At 36.1% G+C, this 23,688-nt stretch carries 25 protein-coding genes and 1 pseudogene; 10 read left to right on the top strand and 16 right to left on the bottom strand.

Annotated features, from left to right (window positions below; genetic code table 11):
- Positions 1-72: 72 nt before the first annotated feature.
- Together HX13_RS25360 and HX13_RS25355 are read right to left on the bottom strand one after the other, a co-directional pair.
- Positions 73-666, bottom strand: coding sequence for an MFS transporter (locus HX13_RS25360; protein WP_262483494.1), 594 nt, complete (start codon positions 664-666; stop codon positions 73-75).
- Positions 581-1,465, bottom strand: coding sequence for an MFS transporter (locus HX13_RS25355; protein WP_262483492.1), 885 nt, complete (start codon positions 1,463-1,465; stop codon positions 581-583). Before HX13_RS25355 ends, HX13_RS25360 begins: the two co-directional genes overlap by 86 nt.
- 142 nt (positions 1,466-1,607) lie before the next feature.
- Here HX13_RS25355 and HX13_RS05495 point away from each other — a divergent pair, with 142 nt between their 5' ends.
- From HX13_RS05495 to HX13_RS05485, 3 genes are all read left to right on the top strand, one after another.
- On the top strand, positions 1,608-2,078 hold the full coding sequence (locus HX13_RS05495; protein ID WP_050020236.1) for an Lrp/AsnC family transcriptional regulator: 471 nt from the start codon (positions 1,608-1,610) through the stop codon (positions 2,076-2,078).
- Positions 2,079-2,346: 268 nt separating this feature from the next.
- Positions 2,347-3,069 carry a hypothetical protein gene (locus tag HX13_RS05490; protein ID WP_050020235.1) on the top strand — a complete coding sequence of 241 codons (723 nt, stop codon included), beginning with the start codon at positions 2,347-2,349 and terminating at the stop codon, positions 3,067-3,069.
- Positions 3,066-3,749, top strand: coding sequence for a helix-turn-helix transcriptional regulator (locus HX13_RS05485; protein WP_050020233.1), 684 nt, complete (start codon positions 3,066-3,068; stop codon positions 3,747-3,749). The genes HX13_RS05490 and HX13_RS05485 overlap by 4 nt, the downstream gene beginning before the upstream one ends.
- 855 nt (positions 3,750-4,604) lie before the next feature.
- Here the strand turns inward: HX13_RS05485 and HX13_RS05480 are convergent.
- The 3 genes from HX13_RS05480 to HX13_RS05470 are packed head-to-tail and all read right to left on the bottom strand — an operon-like array spanning position 4,605 to position 6,192.
- On the bottom strand, positions 4,605-5,120 hold the full coding sequence (locus tag HX13_RS05480) for a hypothetical protein (RefSeq protein WP_050020232.1): 516 nt from the start codon (positions 5,118-5,120) through the stop codon (positions 4,605-4,607).
- A gap of 18 nt (positions 5,121-5,138) precedes the next feature.
- Positions 5,139-5,435, bottom strand: a complete 297-nt coding sequence (locus HX13_RS05475; RefSeq protein WP_050020231.1) for a hypothetical protein — start codon at positions 5,433-5,435, stop codon at positions 5,139-5,141.
- Between the two features lie 31 nt (positions 5,436-5,466).
- Complete coding sequence (locus tag HX13_RS05470; protein ID WP_050020230.1) at positions 5,467-6,192, bottom strand: hypothetical protein; 726 nt, start codon at positions 6,190-6,192, stop codon at positions 5,467-5,469.
- A gap of 533 nt (positions 6,193-6,725) precedes the next feature.
- On the opposite strand from HX13_RS05470, the gene HX13_RS26260 reads away from it, so the two are divergent.
- The 4 genes from HX13_RS26260 (at position 6,726) to HX13_RS05455 (ending at position 11,206) form a co-directional block, all read left to right on the top strand.
- On the top strand, positions 6,726-6,902 hold the full coding sequence (locus tag HX13_RS26260) for a hypothetical protein (protein WP_410493105.1): 177 nt from the start codon (positions 6,726-6,728) through the stop codon (positions 6,900-6,902).
- Positions 6,847-8,112 (top strand): tRNA uridine-5-carboxymethylaminomethyl(34) synthesis GTPase MnmE, encoded by a 1,266-nt coding sequence (gene mnmE, locus HX13_RS05465; protein ID WP_410493110.1) that lies wholly within the window; start codon positions 6,847-6,849, stop codon positions 8,110-8,112. Before HX13_RS26260 ends, mnmE begins: the two co-directional genes overlap by 56 nt.
- A gap of 866 nt (positions 8,113-8,978) precedes the next feature.
- The gene (locus HX13_RS05460; RefSeq protein WP_316931263.1) at positions 8,979-10,385 is read left to right on the top strand and encodes an acyl-CoA dehydrogenase family protein; all 1,407 of its coding nucleotides are present in this window, start codon (positions 8,979-8,981) and stop codon (positions 10,383-10,385) included.
- Positions 10,382-11,206, top strand: coding sequence for a hypothetical protein (locus HX13_RS05455; RefSeq protein ID WP_050020228.1), 825 nt, complete (start codon positions 10,382-10,384; stop codon positions 11,204-11,206). The genes HX13_RS05460 and HX13_RS05455 overlap by 4 nt, the downstream gene beginning before the upstream one ends.
- Positions 11,207-11,616: 410 nt before the next feature.
- Here the strand turns inward: HX13_RS05455 and HX13_RS05450 are convergent, their stop codons facing one another.
- Entirely contained in the window at positions 11,617-12,135 is a 519-nt protein-coding gene (locus HX13_RS05450; RefSeq protein WP_050020227.1) for a HEAT repeat domain-containing protein, read from the bottom strand.
- 853 nt (positions 12,136-12,988) lie between these two features.
- Between HX13_RS05450 and HX13_RS05445 the strand changes: the two genes are divergently transcribed.
- Positions 12,989-13,240, top strand: a complete 252-nt coding sequence (locus HX13_RS05445) for a hypothetical protein (protein ID WP_050020226.1) — start codon at positions 12,989-12,991, stop codon at positions 13,238-13,240.
- Between the two features lie 89 nt (positions 13,241-13,329).
- Here the strand turns inward: HX13_RS05445 and HX13_RS05440 are convergent, their stop codons facing one another.
- From HX13_RS05440 to HX13_RS05425, 4 genes are read right to left on the bottom strand one after another with little or no spacing between them, the layout of a single operon-like run.
- Entirely contained in the window at positions 13,330-13,965 is a 636-nt protein-coding gene (locus tag HX13_RS05440) for a response regulator (RefSeq protein WP_050020225.1), read from the bottom strand.
- Positions 13,952-14,566: a sensor histidine kinase gene (locus HX13_RS05435; RefSeq protein WP_128572196.1), complete on the bottom strand. Its 615-nt coding sequence runs from the start codon at positions 14,564-14,566 to the stop codon at positions 13,952-13,954. Before HX13_RS05435 ends, HX13_RS05440 begins: the two co-directional genes overlap by 14 nt.
- A complete protein-coding gene (locus HX13_RS05430) occupies positions 14,523-15,260 on the bottom strand; it encodes a hypothetical protein (RefSeq protein WP_050020223.1) in 738 nt (245 codons plus the stop codon). The genes HX13_RS05435 and HX13_RS05430 overlap by 44 nt, the downstream gene beginning before the upstream one ends.
- On the bottom strand, positions 15,235-15,873 hold the full coding sequence (locus HX13_RS05425; protein ID WP_050020222.1) for a hypothetical protein: 639 nt from the start codon (positions 15,871-15,873) through the stop codon (positions 15,235-15,237). Before HX13_RS05425 ends, HX13_RS05430 begins: the two co-directional genes overlap by 26 nt.
- 215 nt (positions 15,874-16,088) lie before the next feature.
- On the opposite strand from HX13_RS05425, the gene HX13_RS05420 reads away from it, so the two are divergent.
- Together HX13_RS05420 and HX13_RS05415 are read left to right on the top strand one after the other, a co-directional pair.
- On the top strand, positions 16,089-16,835 hold the full coding sequence (locus tag HX13_RS05420; protein ID WP_050020221.1) for a hypothetical protein: 747 nt from the start codon (positions 16,089-16,091) through the stop codon (positions 16,833-16,835).
- A 185-nt stretch (positions 16,836-17,020) separates the two neighbouring features.
- Positions 17,021-18,028: a T9SS type A sorting domain-containing protein gene (locus tag HX13_RS05415; RefSeq protein ID WP_128572195.1), complete on the top strand. Its 1,008-nt coding sequence runs from the start codon at positions 17,021-17,023 to the stop codon at positions 18,026-18,028.
- A gap of 127 nt (positions 18,029-18,155) precedes the next feature.
- On the opposite strand, the gene HX13_RS05410 is transcribed toward HX13_RS05415, so the two are convergent.
- The 6 genes and pseudogenes from HX13_RS05410 to HX13_RS22755 form a co-directional block, all read right to left on the bottom strand.
- Positions 18,156-18,731, bottom strand: a complete 576-nt coding sequence (locus HX13_RS05410) for a Crp/Fnr family transcriptional regulator (RefSeq protein WP_050020219.1) — start codon at positions 18,729-18,731, stop codon at positions 18,156-18,158.
- Between the two features lie 225 nt (positions 18,732-18,956).
- Positions 18,957-20,019 (bottom strand): annotated as a pseudogene (locus HX13_RS05405) (3-oxoacyl-ACP synthase III family protein).
- Positions 20,020-20,389: 370 nt separating this feature from the next.
- Complete coding sequence (locus HX13_RS05400; protein WP_050020218.1) at positions 20,390-20,812, bottom strand: low affinity iron permease family protein; 423 nt, start codon at positions 20,810-20,812, stop codon at positions 20,390-20,392.
- Between the two features lie 388 nt (positions 20,813-21,200).
- Positions 21,201-22,319, bottom strand: coding sequence for a cation:proton antiporter (locus HX13_RS05395; RefSeq protein ID WP_238555056.1), 1,119 nt, complete (start codon positions 22,317-22,319; stop codon positions 21,201-21,203).
- A gap of 294 nt (positions 22,320-22,613) precedes the next feature.
- Positions 22,614-23,009, bottom strand: a complete 396-nt coding sequence (locus HX13_RS05390; protein WP_238555055.1) for an Hsp20/alpha crystallin family protein — start codon at positions 23,007-23,009, stop codon at positions 22,614-22,616.
- A 193-nt stretch (positions 23,010-23,202) separates the two neighbouring features.
- Positions 23,203-23,448 (bottom strand): hypothetical protein, encoded by a 246-nt coding sequence (locus HX13_RS22755; protein ID WP_050020217.1) that lies wholly within the window; start codon positions 23,446-23,448, stop codon positions 23,203-23,205.
- Positions 23,449-23,688 lie beyond the last annotated feature (240 nt).

Genomic DNA, 23,688 nt, shown 5'->3' with positions numbered 1-23,688 from the left:
TTTCTTTATAAAAAAAGAACCGGCACCCGTGCCGATTCTTTCCTCATATAGTTTGTGTAATTTTAAGGCCGCTTATGATGAAACAGCTATTTTTGCCTGTTCCATTTTTAAGCTTTTTAATATAAAATAGAATAATATTCCAAGTGCTACAACAGCGTAGCCGATCAAAATAACAATATTCAGGCTTCCTACCGAAAATTCCGATGGAAAAATCTGACTCATTAATGTCATGAAAGACAATCCTATTCCGGCACCCAGAAAGTAGCTTGTAGAACTCAAACTTGATGCCAATCCATAATTTGCCGGTTCAACATCCTGAATTCCCAATACAGAAAGCGCCGTAAAACAAAATGTCATCCCAATTCCTGAAATACAAGCCGCACCCAGCAAGACGACTGCCAACGGATGCCCCACATACACAGATATCAGCAATAACAAACCTCCCGTTAACATGAAAAGCCACCCCAGAACTCCCATTTGTGAAGAGTTTAATCTCTTTGAAATATGAGGTAATATAAATTTAGCCATCAAAGCAGACAAGATACTAAACGGAACGAGCATCAATCCTGCAGATGCAGCACTATAGCCCATATCTTTTTGCAGCATTAATGAAATCAGAAACAAAAAGCCGATAAAAAAATGCCCCCAGTGTAAAAAAAGCAGCATTAGAAACCACTAAAGATCTGTGTTTAAACAGCTTCAAATCAAATAATGGCTCAGCTACGGTTTTCAATCGGTAGAAAGTCATAATCAAAAGAACCACCGCTATGATCAATGACCCAGCTATCAGAAAAGGGTGTTCTTTAATATGGATAAGCTCATGCGTTCCATAGGTAAGACTTAATAGTCCCAACACCATTAATATACCAGAGACCACATCAGTTTTCTGGGCCTTTTCATTGCTCTCGTCTGCCGGCAGATAATAGTATGATAAAATTAATGTTATCAAAAGAATAGGAACATTAATCAGGAATACCCAATGCCAGCTTAAGTAAGTACTGATAATTCCTCCTACGGAAAGACCGCTCCCCGAGCCAATTGCTGCAAAAGAACTAAAAATACCGATTGCACGGTTTCTTTCCTGCTCTTCTCTGAAAGTATTGGTTACAATGGATAAGGCTGCCGGCATTACAAATGCTGCCCCCAATCCCTGTAAGGCGCGAAATACAGCCAGCACTTCAAAATTCGCGGATAAACCGGCCCCTAATGATGTCAACATAAAGATAAAAGCTCCCAGAAGGAATATCTTTTTTCGTCCGATCTGGTCAGCTAGCTTTCCACCGATAATCAGAAATCCTCCGAAAAATAATACATACAACGTCTGCAACCACTGAACTGTTCCGGCGTCAATATGAAACTGCTCCTGAATAGGAGGAATTGTTAAATTAATAATGGCAATATCCAAAGCCTCTACAAAAGTTCCTACCGATGCTAAAATTAATATTATATTCTTCCTTGTATCCATATATTCAAATTTCCTGCAAAATTAATATTAACAGGACGTATGTGAAAATTTTACTTTAAATTTGGAACAAAATCAAAAATGATATTAGTCCAAAAGAACAAATACACTTAATTATCGAATTAATTCAATAAAAACAGAACAAATGGCAACAGAAAACTACCATCCGGATGAAAAAGATCTCTCTATCCTCCGTCTCCTTCAAAAAAATGCAAAAATGAGCGTCCGTGATATTTCAGCCAGAATTAATCTCAGCCCCACTCCTACCCACGAACGGATAAAGCGGATGGAAAAGTCAGGCATTATTAAAGAGTACACCACTATTGTAGACCGTAAAAAGGTCAATAAAGGAATGATGGTTATCTGCATGATTGCTTTACATGTTCACAATAAAAAAACAGCCGGTCAATTTATTGAGGAAGTAGGTAAATTAAAAGAGGTTGTTGAATTCTATAATATTAGCGGAGATTTCGATTTTATGCTTAAAATCCTTTCACCTAATATGGATGAATTCCATGAGTTTTTTGTCAACAAACTTTCAGAGATTGACGGTATCGGACAGACAAAAAGTATTTTCGTTATGAACAGTATTAAAGAAAGCCCTCAGATTATATAAATCATTTTCACGAAAATCATTTATCTGCAGTCTTAATTAATCATTTATACTATTGACTCATTATTTTTTTTTACTATCTTAGTAGGACTTATTTGCCAATACCGGCAGATTTACTAACAACAAAAAGATGATGAGTATTAAATTTATTACTTCAGGCAATTGGGATCAGTTGCCGGCATTTTACATTACCCTTTGCATAAAATCCAATTTATGCCCATTTGTCCTGCCTCAAAAAAACAAATCCTTACTAACAATATGAAATATGTAAGTGACCAGCGCAGCGTACTTTTATTATGCTGTATTGCAATTTTTCTTTGGAGCTGTAACAAAAAAAACAGATATCAACGAAATCAACAATACACTGCTCAATAAAAATGAAAAACTAAGATTGGAAGGAAAAGATGCAGAACTTATAGCCCTGAATATTGAAGCGATTAAACAGTCAAAAGAAAGAGGGTATAAAAAAGGGGAAGCATTAGGCTATATCAACCTTGCCAATATGTATGCCACCATGGGCCAATACAAAACCAGCCACAATTACCTCAAATCTGCAAGCAACATCATCAATCACCTTAATGATAATTTTCTTTATGCTAAACTTTACCATGAATATGGGCAGCTCAATTACGTCACCGGTCTGGAAAATACCGCTTTAAGTTACAATGCAAAGGCTATTTATTATGGAGAAAAATTAAATGAAAGAAGCTGGTTATTAAGTAACTCATATGAACAGAGAGCTGATTTCATCTTCTCTATCAATAAAGATTCTGCATTAATCTACTACCACAAAGGATTCAGTATAGACCCGTCTGCCCTCAACTGCTCGTTGCTTGGCCATTATCATTTACTGCAGACCAGGAATATTGATTCCGCTACATTTTACAACACTAAGGCATTATCTCTTCTTAAATCTTCAGAGTTTGGTACAGTAAGACAAGGTACTGTGTATTCTTATTATGCTGACCTTCTTTCTGAGAAAAAAAGAATATGAAAAAGCAGCTGAATTTTATAAAAAAAGCAGCTGAAATCCTGGTCAAAACCAAAAGAATCAATAAACTTCCTTTCATTTATCAAAAAATTGCAGCTAACTATCAAAAGCTGAACAATAAAGACATGGAGGAATTTTATTCTTCAAAGGCTGAACAGATAGACAATACCCTTAAATCATCTGGCAACGAAGCAATAGACCTTTCTTTAAGCGAAATCATTAACAAGAAAAATAAAAACAATTTCAATATCATCTTCATTTCCATAGGTTTTATAACGGTTATTCTGGGAGTTTCCATTTTCCTATATATGAGAAATAAAAAACAAAAATCTGAAAGCAGGAACTTACAGAAGTGTGACACAGAAGCAGAAACAAAAGGAAGAATTTCCAAAGAAGATTTCACAGAGTTATTACAGCTGGCAAAGACCAATGACCCTGATTTTGTTAAAAGGGTTGAAGAAGTTAACCCTGATTTATTTCAAAGTATTTTAAACATCAATCCACAGCTTACAAAATCCGAATTATCTTTGTGTGCAATGATCTGGCTTGGATTTTCATCAAAGGACATTGCTGATATCACCTATATCCAGCACAGATCTGTACAAACCAAGAAAGGCAGACTTAGAAAAAAACTCAATATCCCTTCAGAAACAGACCTTTACAGTTTTTTCACCTCTCTATAACTATTATTAATATACTGACCTCTCTTATATTCCTGCCTAACAGCAGGTTTTTTATTATATCCAATATACATTGTTGTGCAGCACAATTCGTCAACAGCCAAAATAAAAAAAGTTTGAAAATCCATTTCCGGTCACAACAATAAATATAAAAATATACTCCTAAACTTCAATTTCTATTTAAAAAGGAGCATTTGTTTTAGACAAAAAATAATATTATTTAATGGAATTTTACTTTTTCATTACACTACACTGGTTACAAGATCAGAATAAAATAAATTTTAAAACACTTTAAATCAAATAATTACATTGAAGGATGTAGATGTAGTATAGATATGTCGTATGTGTTTTTTTGGAAATTTTCAGCATTAAGAATATGTTTGCCGTATAAATATTGAAACAAAAAATAAAACTGAAAAAAAAACAAAACCCTTAAAACTTTTAATTTTTTTTAAATCTGCCCCTCTACACTTCAGATTAACAAAGAGTATTAACAACACAAATGAAAACAAAACACAAATGATGAAATCAGGAGGGGCGGGATTTATTTACAAGCTAACAAATAACAATAACAAACACACAACAAAAGAGGCCTATTAACACAATTTTTACGATGAAATATATCTTAAGCCGTATATCATAACCAGAATATTTTCATTCATTCACCACTTAAGATATAAACTTACGTTATTTGTTTTATTCTGAGAGATTACATCCATCCCTGTGTAATCTCTCTTTTTTATCCCCTAAGCTTAAAATACTTTATCAGACAGGTCATGACACATAAAAAAAAACAGCTATACATAACTATAGCTGCTCAACAATATTATCTTTGGATTATTTACTGATATTTCTGTTTTATTTCCAGTAATTCCAAACCACCCCATCAAATATAGCGAGTGTTTTACTGGAAGTATCATAACACATCATACCCGGATAAGGGTTTTTAACATTAACGTGAGGCGCTGCCACCTTTGGAAGCACCATTGCTTTATCCGGTGATTCCAACACCAATACTCCATCCGCACTGGCAGACGAGGCTCCAACGATCACCCCGTTTCCTGTTTCAGCTGAATTATTAATTACAACCGCACTTGAGTTTCCTGCATCAGATAAAAGCACCCATGTGTCATTTTCGTAAACTTTTACTTTATTATCGGTCACATCAAAAATAAATGTTCCATTTACCAAAGCTCCCGCAGGAAGCCCTGATGTTGCCGGAAGAATCAATCCTTTTGTGTTTCCTGGAACATTGTTAAAATCCAAAACAGTGCTGCTTCCTTCCACAACATCTTTTCCGATAGCCACCTGAGCAAAGGAAAAATTGAAAACAACCAAGGCAACTGCTATACTTATATTTTTTATATTTTTCATCGTATACAAATTATGAGATTAATCGTTACAGCTTCTTTGAATACACTTCCATTCAGTTCCATTATACAACTTAATGCATTTATCCTGGATATCATAAAGAAGCATCCCTTCTTTTGGTTCAGCAATAGCATCTCCGGGTTGCGGTGTCTGGCTTACATGCTGCACCCTGGTAACAACGAACCCTTTTCCTTTAGCTTCCATAGCAAGAAAGCCATTGGGAATATTTTCCGGCCATACACTGCTCTTTTCCTGCACAGTAATTCCGAATTTAGTAAAGCTATCCGGTGTTCCTGAAGCGGCCGGCTTTGTACACACTCCATCTATATCATCAATGATAACAGGAGCATTACCACACGCGTTTTTTGTCTTCTGATAAACCTTCAGGCCATAAAGCGGGACACATTGATTTTGTTGCATTCGGGCCACAGAAACTGGCATTACCGGGACCAAGATTTGTTACAGGTCCCATTGCAATAGCTATAATCTGACTGTCATTACTGAGAACGGATCCTGCGCCACCACCACTTACATCAGCTTTTGCAATGCAATAAGCTTTTCCGGTAGGAAGTCCTACATAATTTACAAACGGATAGGTCGTAGATTGCTGACTGAAAGTACCACAAATCTCCACCACACTATTTGTTCCCATTTCCAGTGTAGAGGTTGTTCCCGGGAATGCTCCCATAAAAGACGGATCTCCCTGGTTAACAGACCCGGTAAGCGATAAAAATGATTTCGTACCCAGCTTAACTTTTGAGCTTTGCTGAGTTCCAAATGTCCCAATGGTAATAGAACCAGTGGATCTTACACTGGCACCATCACTAATATCCAATACTCCGTTCACACCTATATTTACAGACTGCAGTTGACCAGACTGAATTATAAGAGTTGCTCCAAAAGGAATGTCAATTGTAGTTCCTACACTAAGGTTTCCATTCAGACAATATGTATTTCCGGTGACCATAACCTGCCCGGTATACGGAATACATTGAGCGCTTATAACATTGTAGAATGCAAGGATTAATAAAAAAATAAATTTCTTATTAATATTAGAAAAAATTAAGTTATTCATATTGTTTTAGACTAAATTAACAATTTATTCGTATTTTAATAATAATTACATAGCATTATTATATTTACCGAGGGCCTAATAAACAATTTATATACCAAACTGGTGTTTAATTTTTAAATATTCTTAAAATATGATAGCAATCTTTATTTTTGTGAAAAAAATAAAATTCACCAGGTTGAGATTAAAACAAATACAATCAACACAATAACATTATAATAAAAATACAAATAATTCAATTATATTGTTAAAAATAAACTATTATTTAAAAAAACAATATAATATTTACTTTTCAGCATTAAAATATAACTTAATAGAAAAGAGCTATTGATTAGAAATTTTGTAATAATTCATAGAAATTAAAATATTTTCAATGAATACACCTATTCTACACATATACTACACTATGATCCTCAACGGCTTTATTAAGTAAAATAAACTTCTATATATAATCTTTTATTATTGCTCATCGGTACAATAGATAATGTATATAATCCAAGACTGTAAATTAGGTTTAAAAAACGTAAATTTGCAGCATGAATAACGATACTATTTGTGCACTGGCTACAGCCAATGGAATAGGTGCTTTAGGCATTATCAGGATTTCCGGCGATGATGCATTACCCATAGTACAGAAAAGTTTTCCGGCAAAAAAAACTGGAAAAACAAAAATCCCACACCATTCATTACGGATATTTTATGGATGGGGATGAAGCTATCGATGAAATCATGTTATCAATTTTTCTGGCCCCTAAAAGTTTTACTACAGAAAATTCTGTGGAAATTGCTTTCCACGGCTCACCGCATATTGGAAAGCGTATTCTTGAAACCCTGATTAAAAACGGAGCCAGAATGGCTAAAGCAGGAGAGTTTACTCTTCGCGCTTTTATCAACGGAAGAATCGACCTATCCCAGGCAGAAGCAATTGCTGATGTAATAGCCTCCGAAAATGAGGCTTCCAGAAAAGTGGCCATTAATCAATTGAAAGGTGGTATTACCAATGAAATTTCGTTATTAAGAACAGACCTCCTTAATTTCGTCTCCCTCATTGAGCTTGAGCTGGATTTTGCAGAAGAAGATGTAGAATTTGCAGACAGAACTGCCTTAAACAGCTTATTGAATAAAATTGAGTTGAAGCTCAATTCTCTTATTGAAAGTTTCCAATACGGAAATGCCATTAAAAATGGAACAGCCGTTGCCATCATCGGAAAACCCAATGCAGGCAAATCCACACTTCTGAATGCTCTTCTCAAAGAAGAAAGAGCTATTGTAAGCAGTATTGCCGGAACCACCAGGGATACTATTGAGGAAGTCTTACACATCAAGGGTCATGCTTTCCGATTGATTGATACGGCCGGACTTCGTGAAACGGCAGATGAAATAGAGGCTATCGGTGTAAAAAAGGCCAAAGAAAAAGTTGAAAATGCCAATATTCTGGTTTATCTGGCAGATGCTGCTACCAGAGATTTTTCGGACGATATCGAAATGATCCGATCTTTATTGAGAGAAGACCTGAAGTTAATCATTTGTGCTACAAAGATTGATGAAGTTATCCCTACTCAATACGAAGCTATAGAAGACGTTTTCAGAGATGCCATTGCTCATGAATTTGATTTTATTAAAATTTCCGCGGTTGAGAACCAGAATATCCAGGATCTAAAAAATGAACTATCCTCTTATGTAGAACAGCTACAATCTGAAGAAAGCAATGTGGTAATTACTAACCAACGTCATTTTGAAGCCTTACAAAAATCCCTGGATGCCGTCAACAAAGTAAAAGAAGCTATTTCTTTCCAGATCTCTACAGAATTGCTGGCCTATGAATTGAGAAATGCATTAGAGCACCTCGGGACAATTTCAGGTGAAGTGACAAATAACGAAATTTTAGGAAATATCTTCTCGAAATTCTGCATTGGGAAATAAATATTAAAACGGAGTAAACCAAAACAATCCAAACAGCTAAAATCAATAATTAAAAAATATGTTTTTGATTGTAATTTAGCAAAAATTGGTTTGTTTTGGTCTGTTTTGTCCTCCATTTGTCTCCCAAAACCGATTCATAACATTTTTTATCACGGAGATAACTTCACTTATCCTAATGCATTTATATCTCTATCACCCCTTAAATGCAACTATGATTACGCAAAAAAAGCGTACAAACTACCAATGGGCGATTCCATTCAGAACCGCAAATTTTGTTCCTTCCTGCCCTACTACTGCTGAGCACTATTTTGAACTGAAAACCCTCGATTAGCTATTATATAATCCTATTGCAAGTACTGAACCTGTCAGAATTGGGCAAGACAAGCTTTTACCAATAGTTCTTACCAGGGCCGGTAATTTTTACTCCTCCACCCTGGCGTATTATCAGCTATCTCCTACCCTGACCGAAAGATACTGTTCTACTATTACACAACCTAAGTCCAGCAATTTTTCATTTTGAATTATTGAATTTTCAAATCAACATCATTATAATATTAAAATTTTTTAACATATTGTTTTATAAATATATTTTATTATATAAATATAAAAAAAATATTGAAAATAATTTATTTAAAATATGATATATGATAATTTTTTTTATAGACCGGTTTTATACTTTTACCAAATAATTCACCATATAAAGACAAACACCATGAAACCTATTAAAAATTATTCTTTTTCAATAGGCTGTATATTAAGCTTCAAATTGCGTGCAAGCTAACTACGATACGGTGAAAATAATACAACTACCAAAAAAAATATAATGCAACAATTTACGCTCAAATCACACGACAACGTCGAAAAAAATCTGTTCCCATTTCCATTTATTTGATTATGTTCATCATCAAAAGGAAAGTATCTCAAAAGACCAATGGAACAAGCTGGTAACAGCCGGCATTTATCTTCCTGTTATCCCAAAAAGCCATAATGGTCTGGAAAGTAAAGCAGATCTGACTATGATGATAAACAGAGCTGCATATCACAATCTGGGGCTTGCCATGTCACTTATTGTATCGACGTTACTTTTCGCGGACAATGTGATCGAATATGGCTCCCAGGATCTAAAAAATGAAGTCATACATGACCTTTTGAATAATAACGGCCAGGGAGGAATAGCTATAATCGAACCCAAAGCAGGATCTGGATTGAGTCTTATGCAGACTGTCGCTGAAAAAGTAGATGGCGGATTCAGGATAAGGGGCAGCAAGCACTGGCAGTGTTTTAGCAGACATGCGGACTGGTGGTTAATAACAGCAAAAAATAAAGATCAGCCCGTTGCAGCGGGAGCTTTTGGCTTCTATATTCATAAGAACCAGGAAGGAGGATTCCGTACTGTCGAAACCTATGCCTCTAAAGGTCTTCATCAAATTGATTTTGGTGCTAACAAGCTGGATGTTTTCATTCCCGAATATCGGAGATTGAATCTCTCTGGCACAGGAATTCCTCAAATTTACCAGCTGGTCATCCCAACATGGCAGCAGTTTGCATCCCTTGGAAAAGGATTTCTTTCCAGGATATATGAGGAATCTGAAAAGTATGTTTCTTCGAGAGCATCCCCAGATGGCCACTTAAAGGATATTGATTTTGTGCGTTATAGGCTGGGCAATATTGCTGCATGCAGGACCATTTGTGAAGCACTTTTCAATTATGTCCTCAATTCTTTCTCGACTTATCCCAAAGGAAAAAGAGAGATATTTCCGGCACAGTGCATAAAAGTTATGGCATCGGATGCAATGCTCACCGGAGCCATGCACTACCAAACCATCTGTGGCGCCAATGGCTACCGATATGCTGCTGACAACAATATCGCAGCAATAGCAGCGGATGATGCGCAGGCATTCGTGATGCTATCTTTTCCTAATGATGTACTCTCACTTTATCTAGCAAAGGAGTTTCTGCACAAAACAGAAGTAGAAAAAAATAAAAGTTTTTGGACATTGATTAACGAGTCAGGATATACACATGCCGCAGCCATACATCTTGAGGATCTAAGAAATGAACTGAATTATTGTCCTTCTGGTAACCTGGAACTTGTCCTATCAGGAAAAATTCTTACTAGAATATTTGCCATTACCGCACTTAAAGCCTATAGTCCATCCAATCAAGTAGATCAAGAAAAAATTTCATCCGCATTACTTTACTGTGTCAATGAAATTAAAATGACTTTAAGTGAACGGTCTATTTCTAAACAAATTTCAAAATCTATACTATGATCAAAGACATTTTAACGCTTATGACACCCCCTTTTTTTGAACCCGAAGCAACACCATTTTCCATTTCAGGAGAAGTACTGTCCATTCCCTTGGGTTCCGGTAATGAGTATATGCTATCCGAAATGGGCGAACTGATCAGGATTTCGGCATGTTTCGGCCAATACAACCTGGCCAGGTTATTTCCAGAGGTACGCGGAAAATACTTACTTGGCGATAAGATCCGGACAATCCGCTATGGCATGATGGAGGATGCCTCAAACTTAACCATGCATATCCGTTCTCATATCGCTTCCGAACGCGCAGGTTCTGCACTAGCTGAAATTGTTGATGAAAATGATCAGTTATTATATAGTTTCAACCATACTTTTTATATACTTCCGGCACCTTTTTTTGAAACCCGCTTTGCCGCCTTCAAAAAAACTGCCAATGCATCGGCAACCGCCTTAGATAGCCTGCCTGGGATTAAAGTATTCGATTCGGAGCATAACCGCACTTTCACAATGGAAGTAACTCCCTTCTCTTATGAACATTGTCTAGGTCATTTCCCTGACTATCCACTGGTTGCGGTAGCATACCTGTATAAATGCATCCTCAAAGGAAATATTGAATGGCTAAACAAACACCAGATGGAAATACTGCGTGTAGAAAATATTGATATCACCGTATCAAAAGCGATCCCAATCGATATCTCCTGTTCCGTAAAAGTATCTATCATCCAAAGTTCAAAAAACACCTACCAGTTTATCAATGAGATTTTTATCAAAGATGATAGCCACATCCCACATTGTTTACTTACAATAGAATTATTAGCAACCAGCTAATTCTAATTCTTATCGTATAACAATGAAAGTGTATCACAACTAGATAATGTGAGCTGAGAATCGTTTAAACGAAAACCTTTCTCGTACAGGGGATACATGAAAATTTCACAAAAAAGGCCGTTTTCACGAGCTGTGAGACGGCCTCATTTATTTGTATATAGAAGTATCCTTCGGATTATCGATTATTCCTGTTTCTGCCATCATCATAGAGAATGGTGAGAAGAACAGCCCACTCACAATTTTTTTTAAATGTCTAATTAACAAGGTATAATTAGAATCGTTATTTATAGTTCACTGTTGAGAGTTTTCACCAAACATAACCTGAAATTTGAAACCTGATTCTTCATTTAGGTTTGCACAGATCACAGGACTCCTCTCAAATTACCAGTCATGGCCTGTAAGTCGAAATTTTATTTGTTTACTTTTTTCAAAGCATCCAAGTACTTTTTCTTTACTCCGTTATCTTCTTCCTTTTCTGAAAGCTTTTCGATTTTTGAAAGCAGTGTTTTATTATTGTCCGTTTTAAGCTTTAGTATTTCAGCAAGTGCATAAGCAGTTGCCCAACGAACCACAGTTCCCGTACTTTCTGCGTTTGGAAGCAGGTTTTTAATGGCTTTTGTCAGTTCATCCGGAAATAATTTCGCCACATTTCCGATTACTTTTGCACTTTCCCATTTTATACGTGGTTCATCATTCTTAAGTGATTGAGTCACGTATAAAAAGGTATTTTCATCAGCAATTTCTGGATTTTTCTTCGTTGCATATTCCAACGCTTCTATGCATGTGGCTTTATCGATTGCTTTTTGTTTTTCGGCATATACAATCAATTCATCAACAGGCAATTCCTTATTAATCAACCAATCTCCAATGATTGATACCTTGCCTTTTGCCTTAATGGTTTTATCCTGAAACACTTCTTCTATTGTCATATAAAATTTGTTATAAATTTAATCTGTATGCTTCTTAGTTGAACCCTATTCATGGTCCAAACAAATTTATGGTAAATATTTCGATTTGAACTATTAAGAAAAACTGGTCATTTTGTTCTATTCATAGACAGTTTACCCAACGAATTTTAAAGTCCTTAATAACTGTAATGCTAACTCTTTTTACATTAAGTTTTCCATTCTGTCCATTATATTATAATTTGCAAGAGAATCAGTTTGTCTGAAGAATTGAATTTTCGACATTTTTAATTTCATTAGACATCTGTACTTCCCAAGACATTTGGTAGTATTGATGATTGACAAAGAGCTTTCAGAAAAATTAAAATTGGGATTGAGTAATAATACATAATGTGGGCAGTATTGCTGTTGGAGAGGATGTATGCAAGCTGAGAGATTAATCAATATTGAAACGGTTTGCTCCCTGTCCTGAAGCCGAATAATCCTCAATACATTTTTGCAACTATCCTTGAGAAAAAAAATAATTGCAAGTCTTTGATATTATGCTGTCCTCCACTAAATTTATATGGCTCTTATATGACAATGAATCTTTTGAGCATATTGCTTCAAGAAAACAGATAGGATTAAAATTCAATACATTACTTAATGGAAATTGATCTTTTAGATAAAAATGCTACTGTCTCTGCAGTTTATGAAGAATTGATTTATGCTGCTCAATATAGAACAGGTAAATGCATGGGCATGGGCTAAAAACCTAATGGAAAAAGAAGCTGCGGAAGAATTGATAGAAAGAGCAGAATGGAAGCTTCCATAGGAAGAAATTGATCTAGCCAAGAAAGGCTTGAATTTTTTAATGAAGAACTTAGAATAGTAAATTATGAAAATAAAGGTAACTAACATTTTTAAATTAACTACACCTCCAAAAACTATTATGGATATTCAGATTATTGAAGGAGATACAATTGTAATTGGACAAAAATTTATCAATAAAGAAGGTGATCTAGAATTTGTGATAGATTCTATTGGCCACGTCAACCCTCCTATTAGCAAATATTATCCGTTAATTGTAACAATTAATAATGATGTCAATTTAGTTGATTTTAAAGATAAAATATTTATACCTAGCTAAACGGTAGTCCAAAACAGCAGCGGGTGTCTTGTATGTGAATATGTTCTGTTTTCTTAGTGTAGGTTTAATTGAATAGAAACATATATCCATTACAAAAATCCTTTATCCGCAGCTATCCTTATTAATTCAGCGACATTTTTGGCTTCAAATTTTTGCAGCAGGTTTTTGCGGTGGCTTTCTATCGTAAATTTACTTATGAATAATTGATCCGCCATTTGCATGGTTGTTTTACCGGCGGCAATCAGGCCCAGTACTTCTTTTTCCCGGTTGGTAAGGCGTATGGATTTCTGATCACTTGACAATTGTGGCGAGGCAATAATTTCCTTCACGTCCCGGCTAAATACTATTTCTCCCCGTAGTGCGGCATCAATACAATTTATCAGTTCTTCCAAAGAGGCATTTTTGAGCAGGTAACCGTTAGCGCCGTTGTTGAGCATATCCATAATAATTTTACGGTTGTGGTGATGACTAAAGGCCAGCACGATCGTTTTAGGAGAGTTATGTTTTATAGTTTTGCAAAGCACAATGCCGTCTATATCTGGCAGCGTAATATCCTGTAGCACCATATCTACGGCAGTATGCCTTAAAAACCGAAGCAGGCTGTGTCCATCAAAAAAACAGCCTGTAATTTCTATGTTTTCCACCGATGACAATACCTTGCCCAAGCCTTCTGCCACCATCGGATGATCATCCACTAATGCTATTTTTATTTTATGCTGTAACATACAGTTCAATATTTACAATGGTTCCTGTTCGGTTTTTTCCACGAGAGTAGCTGACGGTGCCGTTCAGGTATGCCACTCTGTTTTTAATATTAGAAATACCAATACCCCTGTGGGCACCTGTATCTTCGGTATCAAGTCCTTTTCCATCATCTTCCACTGCAATCATAAAAATATGCTCGTTCTGACTACATTGCACCAGTATGTTGCTAGCGTCAGCGTGCTTAACGGCGTTGGAGAGCAGCTCCTGTATAATTCGGTAGATGGAAAGCTGAATGCCAATAGCTATATCTGTCTTTATATTGAGGCACTGCAAATCAATGGAGGTCTTTGGAGAGATAAGGGTTTCTGCCAATTCTTGTAAAGCCTCTTCCAATCCGTAGCGTAGTAATATATCCGGCACCAAATTGTGGGCAATACGGCGTAGTTCCGTTACCGAATTGTCCAACTGACGCATCGTATCATTGATGCACTGGATATAGGGTTTATCTACTTTGGCAGCAATGCCCGAAAGATTTATTTTAATCCCTGCAAGCATGCTACCTACGCCATCGTGTAAATCACGCGCTATACGACTCCGCTCCTCTTCTTGCAATTGTAACATAGCCTGAGATAGCTTTATTTCCTGTTGCTGTCGAATATCTTTTAGTTGTTGTACCGAAATTTTTTTTGTTTTTACGATACAGTATTATAGAGTAGGCTGCAATACAAACAAGTAAAAAGCAACCTGCGGTAAGTAGCCCATTAGTAAGCCGGTTATTTTTATTGGCAAGGATCGCCTGTTTTTTTTCTGCTTCCAAAGCAAATATGCGCTTTTGGTTTTCTGTCGTCCGGTATTTTATTTCCAGTTCATTAATATTTTTGGTCAATCTATTCTCAGCAAGACTATCACTTGTTTCAGCATATTTCTTTTGCCATCGATAAGCCTGTGTCATGTTGTTAATGGCGGCATAGTTTTGAGCAAGGCCATTATAAACAGATTTCCTGTTTTCTGCTTTAAGCAGGTATAACGCAGACTTTGCTAGCATGTGTAATACTTGGATGGCTTGACTATTTTTACCCTCGGCCATATATAGGTTGTATTTTGAAAATAGCAGGCTGTTATAGATATATTCTTCATCCAGTTTTTTTGCTATTGCCATTCCTTTGTCAAGGCTTTGGTGAGCTCGCAAAAATTGTTTTTCTCCTTTCCATAGATACAGGGCTTCCACCTCGTAGTATTCTGCCAGCATTTTCGTATTGGTAAAAAACGGAAGAAGTTCTTTTGCCTTTTCAAGCGTTGCCTGTGTATCGTTCATTCTTTTCAGTTGGCAGTAATTTTGGGCGGCATATACATACACTCTGAAGAGAATCGACTTTTTTATAAGTAGTTTGCAGTTGTTGTATTGCCTGCATATAATACTGTGCCGCTACTTTATGCTGTCCTGCACCTTGAAAAAACTGCCCGGCATACATATAGTTCTCTCCGAGCAATGTCGGATCTCCAGCTTTTTTTGCTATGGGTATAACCTTGTTCAAAACAATATCCACAGCAGCACCTGTATTGTCTTTGTCCTCATAAAGCAAGGCATAATTAAATAGTGCTTTTGCCCTAAAATAGTGTGCTTTAGGTATGGCTTCTTTGGCCAATAACGAGTCGGACCTTAAATAATCAAAAGCCGCTTTTTCAGGATTAAGGCTGTGATAAAGGCTGCCTTCATAAAAATAATAAAGCGCTGTTAAGAATGTAGACTCTTTTGCAGCTTTTTGACCAGCCTGCAAATACTGTTTGGCTTTTATGGTATCGCGGTATGACCAATGCTGGCAAAGCAGATAATTAGTTTCTGCTTTTACACTATTCGTGGTGCGGCTGTTTAAGACATTTTGCAAACTATCGGCGTAGCCCGAATCGGTCCACTGCAGCTGTGCCATGCTATACAACGGTAGCAGGAAAATAAGTAATAAAGCTCGGAACATTATTTTTATTATGTACAAGTTTACAACTTTCGATAAAAAGAATTAATACACATAACTATAAAATCCCTGTTTTCAGTGATATGAAAAATAGCCAACTATTGGGATTGCTTGTCTTCGTATGCAATAATAATTTTGTTATAAGATAAATCTGCCCACAAAAAAAACTAAAAATGGAAAACGAAATATTAAAACAATTAAAAGAGATTGAAAAGCGGTATAAAAGGATGAAACAGCTTTTTATAGGGTTTGTAAGCCTGGTATTTATTGCTGTTTTCTGCTTAGGATTTACCGAAGCTTATAAAGTTAATTTAATTAGAACTAAAGGGATTATCATTGAAGACGAAAATGGTAAAGATAGAATATTGATTGGAGCCCCTATACCGCATTCAGTAGATAGAGTCAGGACAGATACCAGTTTAGTAAGAAAATATTTTGCAAACGACATTTACCCCAAAGACCCAAACAAATACATGGAATGGTATAAAAAATATAGACATTCTGCTTATGGAATAGTGTTCCTGAATGACAAGGGAATAGATGTAATGCAACTCGGTGAGCAATTATCAGACCCGAATGTTGGGAGGAGAATTTTTTTACCTACAGGTATTCTTTTAAATAACAATAAGGGAATGGAAGTGGGTGGTTTTGGTACTCACACATTTGAAGACGGAAGAAGCGGAGTTGCATTGGGTTTAGATGATCCAGGCAATGGCAGGGAGGCCTTGCATGCTGCAGTACTCTCTGACGGTACACGAGCTTTAATCCTTCAGGACGCCAATGGGAAACTTGTACTTGGATTTGGAAAACCCAATAGCGATTTATTTAAAAATAAAGATAGTTTAAAATTTGTAGGCATAAAGTATTTTGACAAAAAGGATAATCTTCTTTGGGAACAGAAAATAAATAAAGCAGAATAATATAAAAGAAAACAGTCAAATGGAATATCCAGAGTGTTTTTATACTTGTTTGTGCATTTGTACCACATGGATGTTTCATTAGTCAAGAGGCTTTTGTTCATTTATTTGAAAAGATATAACAGCAAGCCAAAACTGTAAAGTAAGCATTGATCATTGAATCCTATAATTATGAAAACAAAAACATTATGAGAAAGTTATATTTCACTCTTTTAATTTTTATCATGGCAAAAATGGGTGCACAACCGGTTATTTCAGCTGCCCATGCTGTACAGCCTGGCTCTCTTACCTATTATGCGGTAGATTTCACGCAATTGGGTAGTTTAACTCCCGGACCATCCGGTACTAATGTCTCATGGGACTTTTCTCAGTATACATCTGCCATCACAACTACACAGACACGATATGACTGCCCGGCCGGTAATACCAACTGTTCTGATTTCGATCAGGCTAACAAAATTATTGCATCTGTTGCATCAGGCGGGGCGGAAAATTATGCCTATTTCAAGTATGCTAATAATGAACTTTCAACTCTTGGAACTAAATCCATAAATAATGGAGTAACTACTTATTATACCTATACCGATCCATCGCTGGAACTAAAATTCCCGGTTACTTATTTACAAACCTTTACAGATTCTTGGGCAGGGCACAGTACTCCGGCATCAGTGACAGAGACGGGAGCACATACCGTTACTGTAGATGCTTACGGAACACTCAAAACGGCTCTGGGAACATTTCCCAATACATTGAGAGTGAAAGTGGAAAAAAATATAACCAGTAATACGGCAGGTGGTCCAACAGCCAATACAACCTTCGTTGGTTATACCTGGATTTCATCAGATTATGCAGGAGCTTTATTAACCATCGGTTTTTCAGAGACTGCCATTGCAGGGCTTCCCGTGGTTTATAGCCGTGCTCTTAGTTACGGTAAAAATACACTTACATTAGGCACTGCAGATGTGACAGCCGATAAGAAAGTTGATATTTATCCTAACCCCAGCTCAGGTTATGTGAACATAAAAAATGGAGATAAAGTAACAAAAATAGAAATGAACGATACAGAAGGGAAAAAGATTGCTACATTTAAAAAAACCGATAAAATAAATATTTCAGTATTTCCTTCCGGAATCTATTTTCTTACAATTACATTCAAAGATGGAAAAACTGAAACGAGGAAAATAATCAGAAAGTAGTAATGGTGGCAATTACAGCTAACAAAGTATTATGACCCTCTCTCTACTGATAATTCCCCGATAAGCCTGCCAATGGCAGGCTTATCGGGGAATACAAACTTAAAATTAATATAATATCTGCCGTCCTTCAAGCTTGAGAAGATTTTCCTGCTCCATTTTTTTTTACAGCGCGGATGACAGTCTCAACACGCAGACCGGTCAGATTTGCAATTTGTTGTCGTGTAAGAGGTACAGCATAGGTATATTGATCCTGAAAGCGTGAACATTCCTTGTAATAATCCATCAGGGATCTGATTTTTGTGCACGGTTCTGTAGCCGAATTGTTGAAAAGCATCATATACTTGTAAAACAAGCGATCCGAAAGATGCCGGAACATGTCAAACATAATTTCCCGGTTCTCTGAGATCAGCGAAAGAAAATTAGATTTCGCCAGCTTTAAGATCTTACATTCAGTCTTCGCTACCGCATTCATGGGATATTTTTTATCTCCAAAGAGAAGAGACTCCCCTATGCTTTGACCGGCAGACAGAATGTTTAGCGTAAACTCTTTACCATCCTCATGGTAATTGTTCAATTCTACCGTCCCCCGCACAATCTGGAAATAGAAATGAGGTGTATCACCAATCTGGTAGATAATTTCCTTTGCGGGATAATCTTCATAAACAGCTCCATTTTCGAGCAAAAGATTTTCATCGATAATCATATTATATTTTTTTGATGTAGTTTGTATGAAAAATCTTAGTAAAATTGGCGTGTTACCGAGTGCAAAATTCAGACCATCGCGGGATTTTCAGGAAAATAAAAACAAATACATCAGCCTTTAGCAGGAAGCTTTAGATAATTGTTTTTATTCAAATACCAAAGATGCAACGAAATTGAAAGGGAGCTCAAAAGAAACAGCCGTCAAAATAATTGATTAAAAAGCTTTTTAGAATTTGTAAACAAACGCATTGATATTCATTCCCGCTCCTACCGAAGCAAACAATACAATATCACCATTCTTTATTTTGTGTTGTTGTAATTCACCTTTTAAAATCTTAGTAAGTAAAGACGGGATAGTTGCCACGCTGCTATTACCAAGCTTTTGTATTACCATCGGCATAATATCCTGGGGAACGGCTTCATTATACAACCGATAAAATCTTTCAACAATTGCTTCATCCATTTTTTCATTGGCCTGATGAATAATTATTTTATTTAATTGATGGATAGAATAACCACTACTATCCAGACACTGTTTCATAGCTTCGGGTACATGGAGCAGGGCAAATTCATAGATTTTCCGTCCATCCATCTTAATATACCGGGTATCCGAGCAACGGTCTCCGTTATAAGACTTCCCGAAATATAAAAAAATCTTTTTCCTTGTAGGTGTGAGACGAAGATAAATGGGCTTTTATGCCGGAATCATCATCAGAATTCCCTTCCAGAATCACTGCTCCGGCCCCGTCTGCATAAATCATACTGTCTCTATCATGGATATCTACCACGCGGGAAAGTGTTTCAGCCCCTATTACCAGACATCGTTTGGCAATCCCGGATTTTATGAAGGCATTTGCCTGGATTATTCCCTCAATCCAGCCGGGACATCCAAATATTACATCATAAGCTACACAAAAATTGTTCTTAATTTTCAACGAATGTTTAATTCTTGCGGCAAGACTCGGCACCATATCAGATTGTACTGTCCCAAAGCGGACATCTCCAAAATTATGGGCAAAAATTATATAATCTAACGTTTCAGGATCTATCTTAGAATCTTCTATTGCAGCCTGGGCAGCAATGAGTCCGAGATCAGATGTTACCTGATCACCACTGGCATATCTTCTCTCCTCGATACCTGTTATTTTCTTTAACTTCTCACTAAGGGAAAAGTTATCATCTTTTAAGAGGATACCCTTGTCATCCAGGAAAACATGCTTGTCAAAATATAGATTGGTTATTGTTTCTGACGGAATGCAGTTACCCACACCTATGATCTTACTATTCATGAAATGTTTGCTTTTGTTTTTTTATGCTTAGAATATACTTCAATTTTAAATCAGCTATTCAACAAAACCTCCTGTTATTTTAACAAGAGGCTTATGAACATCAATTTGCTCTAACTTTAATGTTCTTTAAATAAATAATTAAGACATTGGAATGTTAATACTATCGCTATTCTATTAAACGGAGTTTATGGTTACGTTGATATTGAAGTATTATAATATTTTTCATAAGTTCCATTCAGGTACTAAAGGTAGTTGATTAGAAATGAATTATACTATAAAAAAATTTATTTTAAATAAGTATGCATGCTTGTTCATTTAAAATTTTGCCACCTTACATTTTAAAACCGTTTAATATCCCTCATATCAGGATTTATTTATAACGGGTTTTATTATATTCATCATCAGAGTGGTTTATGGATAATTCTGATCTTTTTTTAGGAGTCTTTCCAATTCTTTCATAAAACTTATGAAGTTCATCAAGTTCTTCTTCAGTAAGGTCTTCAATATCTACAATTTTATTGCTGGCTTGCTTATGGCTGGCAATAAGCTCATTAAGTTTAATCTGGATAGCCTTGGAATCCTTGTTTTGCCCTTTCTGAATCAGAAATACCATCAGAAAAGTAATAATAGTAGTTCCGGTATTGATCACCATTTGCCAGACTTCAGAAAATCTGAACATCGGCCCCGTAGCCGCCCAGATGATAACCAATAAACTGGCTCCTATAAAAGCCCCTGCACTTCCTGTGAAGCATACAGCCCAATCCGCAAATCGGTCAAATAAATTCTTTTTCATAATACTACAATTTTTTTCTAAATTACAGATCTGTAATTTGTCATTTTATGACCCTGGTCATGAGTTTTATGTGCACAAATATTACTGAAATTGCAGCCTTAAAGTAAAATCTCCCCACAAAATCTGACGGTATATGCTGAATAGTAATGATTTGCAACAGATCATAATGAGTAAGATTATTCTTAATCATTAAAATCTTATGAAAATAAAACCCTCTTATTAAGGAGGGTTAAAGTTGTAGGAGTAGAAGGAAACTACAACTATTATGGTGTTACAAAAATACAGCCTGAAATTATATAGACTTATGATTGAACTCACAATGAAGATATTATTGTACTATGCAGCAAAGAATTTTTATATGTTCGGTCCCATATTTTTAATTGTATGATTAAGCCTTGTCTTTAATACTATTCTTTTTATGTCCTTTAAAAGTTGTTCCAAGATTAATCCATAGGGTTGAAAACAGCAATGACAGGCACGTGATTCCTAATCCGGCCTTATAAAGTTCATATTCCACGATATTAGTCTTATAGGCAATGGAAAGTGCAAGAATTCCAAATTCTCCCGTTTGTGACAGCAATGCCCCTCCATACAGGCTATCTTTCCATTTAAAGTTTAATGCCCGGAAAAAAATAGCGGACATAATACTATTACTGACCAGCACAACCAAGGTACCTAAAATAATAAGTTTATAGTTAGACAAAAGATAAGGAATATCCATACGCAGCCCTATGGATACAAAAAATAATGAAACGAAGAAAATTTTAAAGGGCAACAGTGAATGTTCAAGCCAATGAAACACTTTCATTTTCCCTACCAAAACTCCAGCCATGAAACTCCCCAATGCGGCACTCATCCCCATTACTTCGGCTAATAAACCGAATCCGAGGCAAATAAAAAGCCCGGAAAAAACCTGTAAATCATGATCATTCTCTAAAAATGAAGATGAAAACCTGATTTCCCTGAAATGTCTGATTTTTCTGAATATAAAGAAAATAGCCAAGCAGATCGCAAGAGGAAATATAAGGTTTAAAAGGCTGAAATCTTCACCATTCCAGAATTTCAATACTGTTAAAGCCGGAGCCAGAAGAAGATCCTGCAACAATAAAATATTCAGGATAACAATCCCGAATGCGGTATGTATTGTTCCATGCTTCTTCAAAAATTCGACAACAACAGCAGTACTGTTAAATGTAAAAAGCATGGCAATAAGTACAATACTTTTATAATCAAGCCCAAGGAACCTACCAATGAAATAGGCAAAAAGAAGGCTCAGGAGTATTTTAATACCTTGTGCCAATAACGGCTTGATTATTAAGCTCTTTTTATTCGGAATATTAATTTCCATGCCCACAAAAAACATAAGCAGCAATATTCCTATTTCGCCAACCATTTCTATTTCTTCCGGCCGGGTAAAGAGTTTTAATGCATAGGGACCAAGCAATATCCCTGCTATAAGATAAGCAATAAGATAGGGCTGTTTCAGCTTTTTCAGCAAAAACATCATTCCCAATGTTGTTATACACAAAATACATACTGACCAAAGCATATTCTCTGTACTATAGCATTAGTTTTAATTGTAGAAGGTTACCATTTTTGAAAAAAAAGTGCTATAAACTGAAGTTTAGGCTATTTACTGTATGCCGGATCCATGCCTGAATACTTCCACGAAATCATTACTGCGAGCATCTGACTAAAGTATAAACCCATAACAGATGTGGGTTCCCGGCACTGGTTACAGGCTCATTTTGATGATGAAACAAGCCCCGTTCGGGGCTTGTTTCATCTATACTATCACACATTATGTAATTTCAATCAAACGAGGAGGCTTTTGTTTCGCTTCTTCCTTCTTTGGAATGGTGAGCTTCAATAAGCCGTTTTCATATTTTGCCTGAATATTCTCCTGATCAACAACATCTTTAGGCAATTCGAAACTTCTCTGGAATGACTGATAACTGAATTCCCGGCGGGTAAAGTTTTTTTCTTTGGTTTCAGAACTATCCTGTTTAGATGAAGAGATTGTCAAAAGGTTTCCATCAAGCTTAATCTGAAAATCGTTTTTTTCCATGCCCGGAGCTGCTACCTGTACTTCGTATGCGTCAGCATTTTCCATAATATTCACTGAAGGAACGGTCGTACTTGTAGATGAATAATTATTGTTTCCCCAATTAAAAAGCTCGCGATTAAAAAAAATCATCGAAAAGATTGGGAACTCCTGGCATGTTGCTCCAATTTCTTTTAATAAGATTCATAATAATGCTCTTTTAAAGTTAAACAATGTATTATTTAAACATCAGCTGGCCAGCTGCTAACAGATCGGGTTCAAAAAAAATACCAATTCAAGAAAGGTGAATTTTTTTCATAAAAACTGTCAAAATTTCATGATAATGTCAAAGTGACAATGCTTGTTCATCCAATGTCGTTAACGGAAACCGATAATAATCCATCAGGGACCTTATCTTAACCATAGGATCAGCCGAAGAATTATTGAAAAGCATGATATATTTATAGTATAGCCTGTCAGAAAGGCGCTGAAAAAATGTAAAGATCAGTTTCTCATTTTGAGCCAGCATGGCAAGAAAATCCGGTCTTGCCAATTTCAAAATTCTGGTGTCTGTTTTCGCAACAGCATTCATAGGATAGGTTTTCTCATTAAAAAGTAATGATTCTCCCTCCGATACTCTGCCCCTCTGTTAAAATATTGAGGGTAAATTCTTTACCGTCCGTATGATAATTATTCACCTCTACAATTCCGTTTACAATCTGAAAATAATAATGCGCCTGTCCCCCATTTGAAAAATAAATTCCCTTGCGGAATAATCCGCGTACACAGCTCCATTTTGCAGTAAAAGATTTTCATCGATAATCATACTGTA

The organism is Chryseobacterium sp. P1-3 (assembly GCF_000738495.1).
Taxonomy (GTDB): domain Bacteria; phylum Bacteroidota; class Bacteroidia; order Flavobacteriales; family Weeksellaceae; genus Chryseobacterium; species Chryseobacterium gallinarum.
Note: the sequence above shows the minus strand (reverse complement) of the source record. Positions and strands in the feature narration are given on the sequence as shown.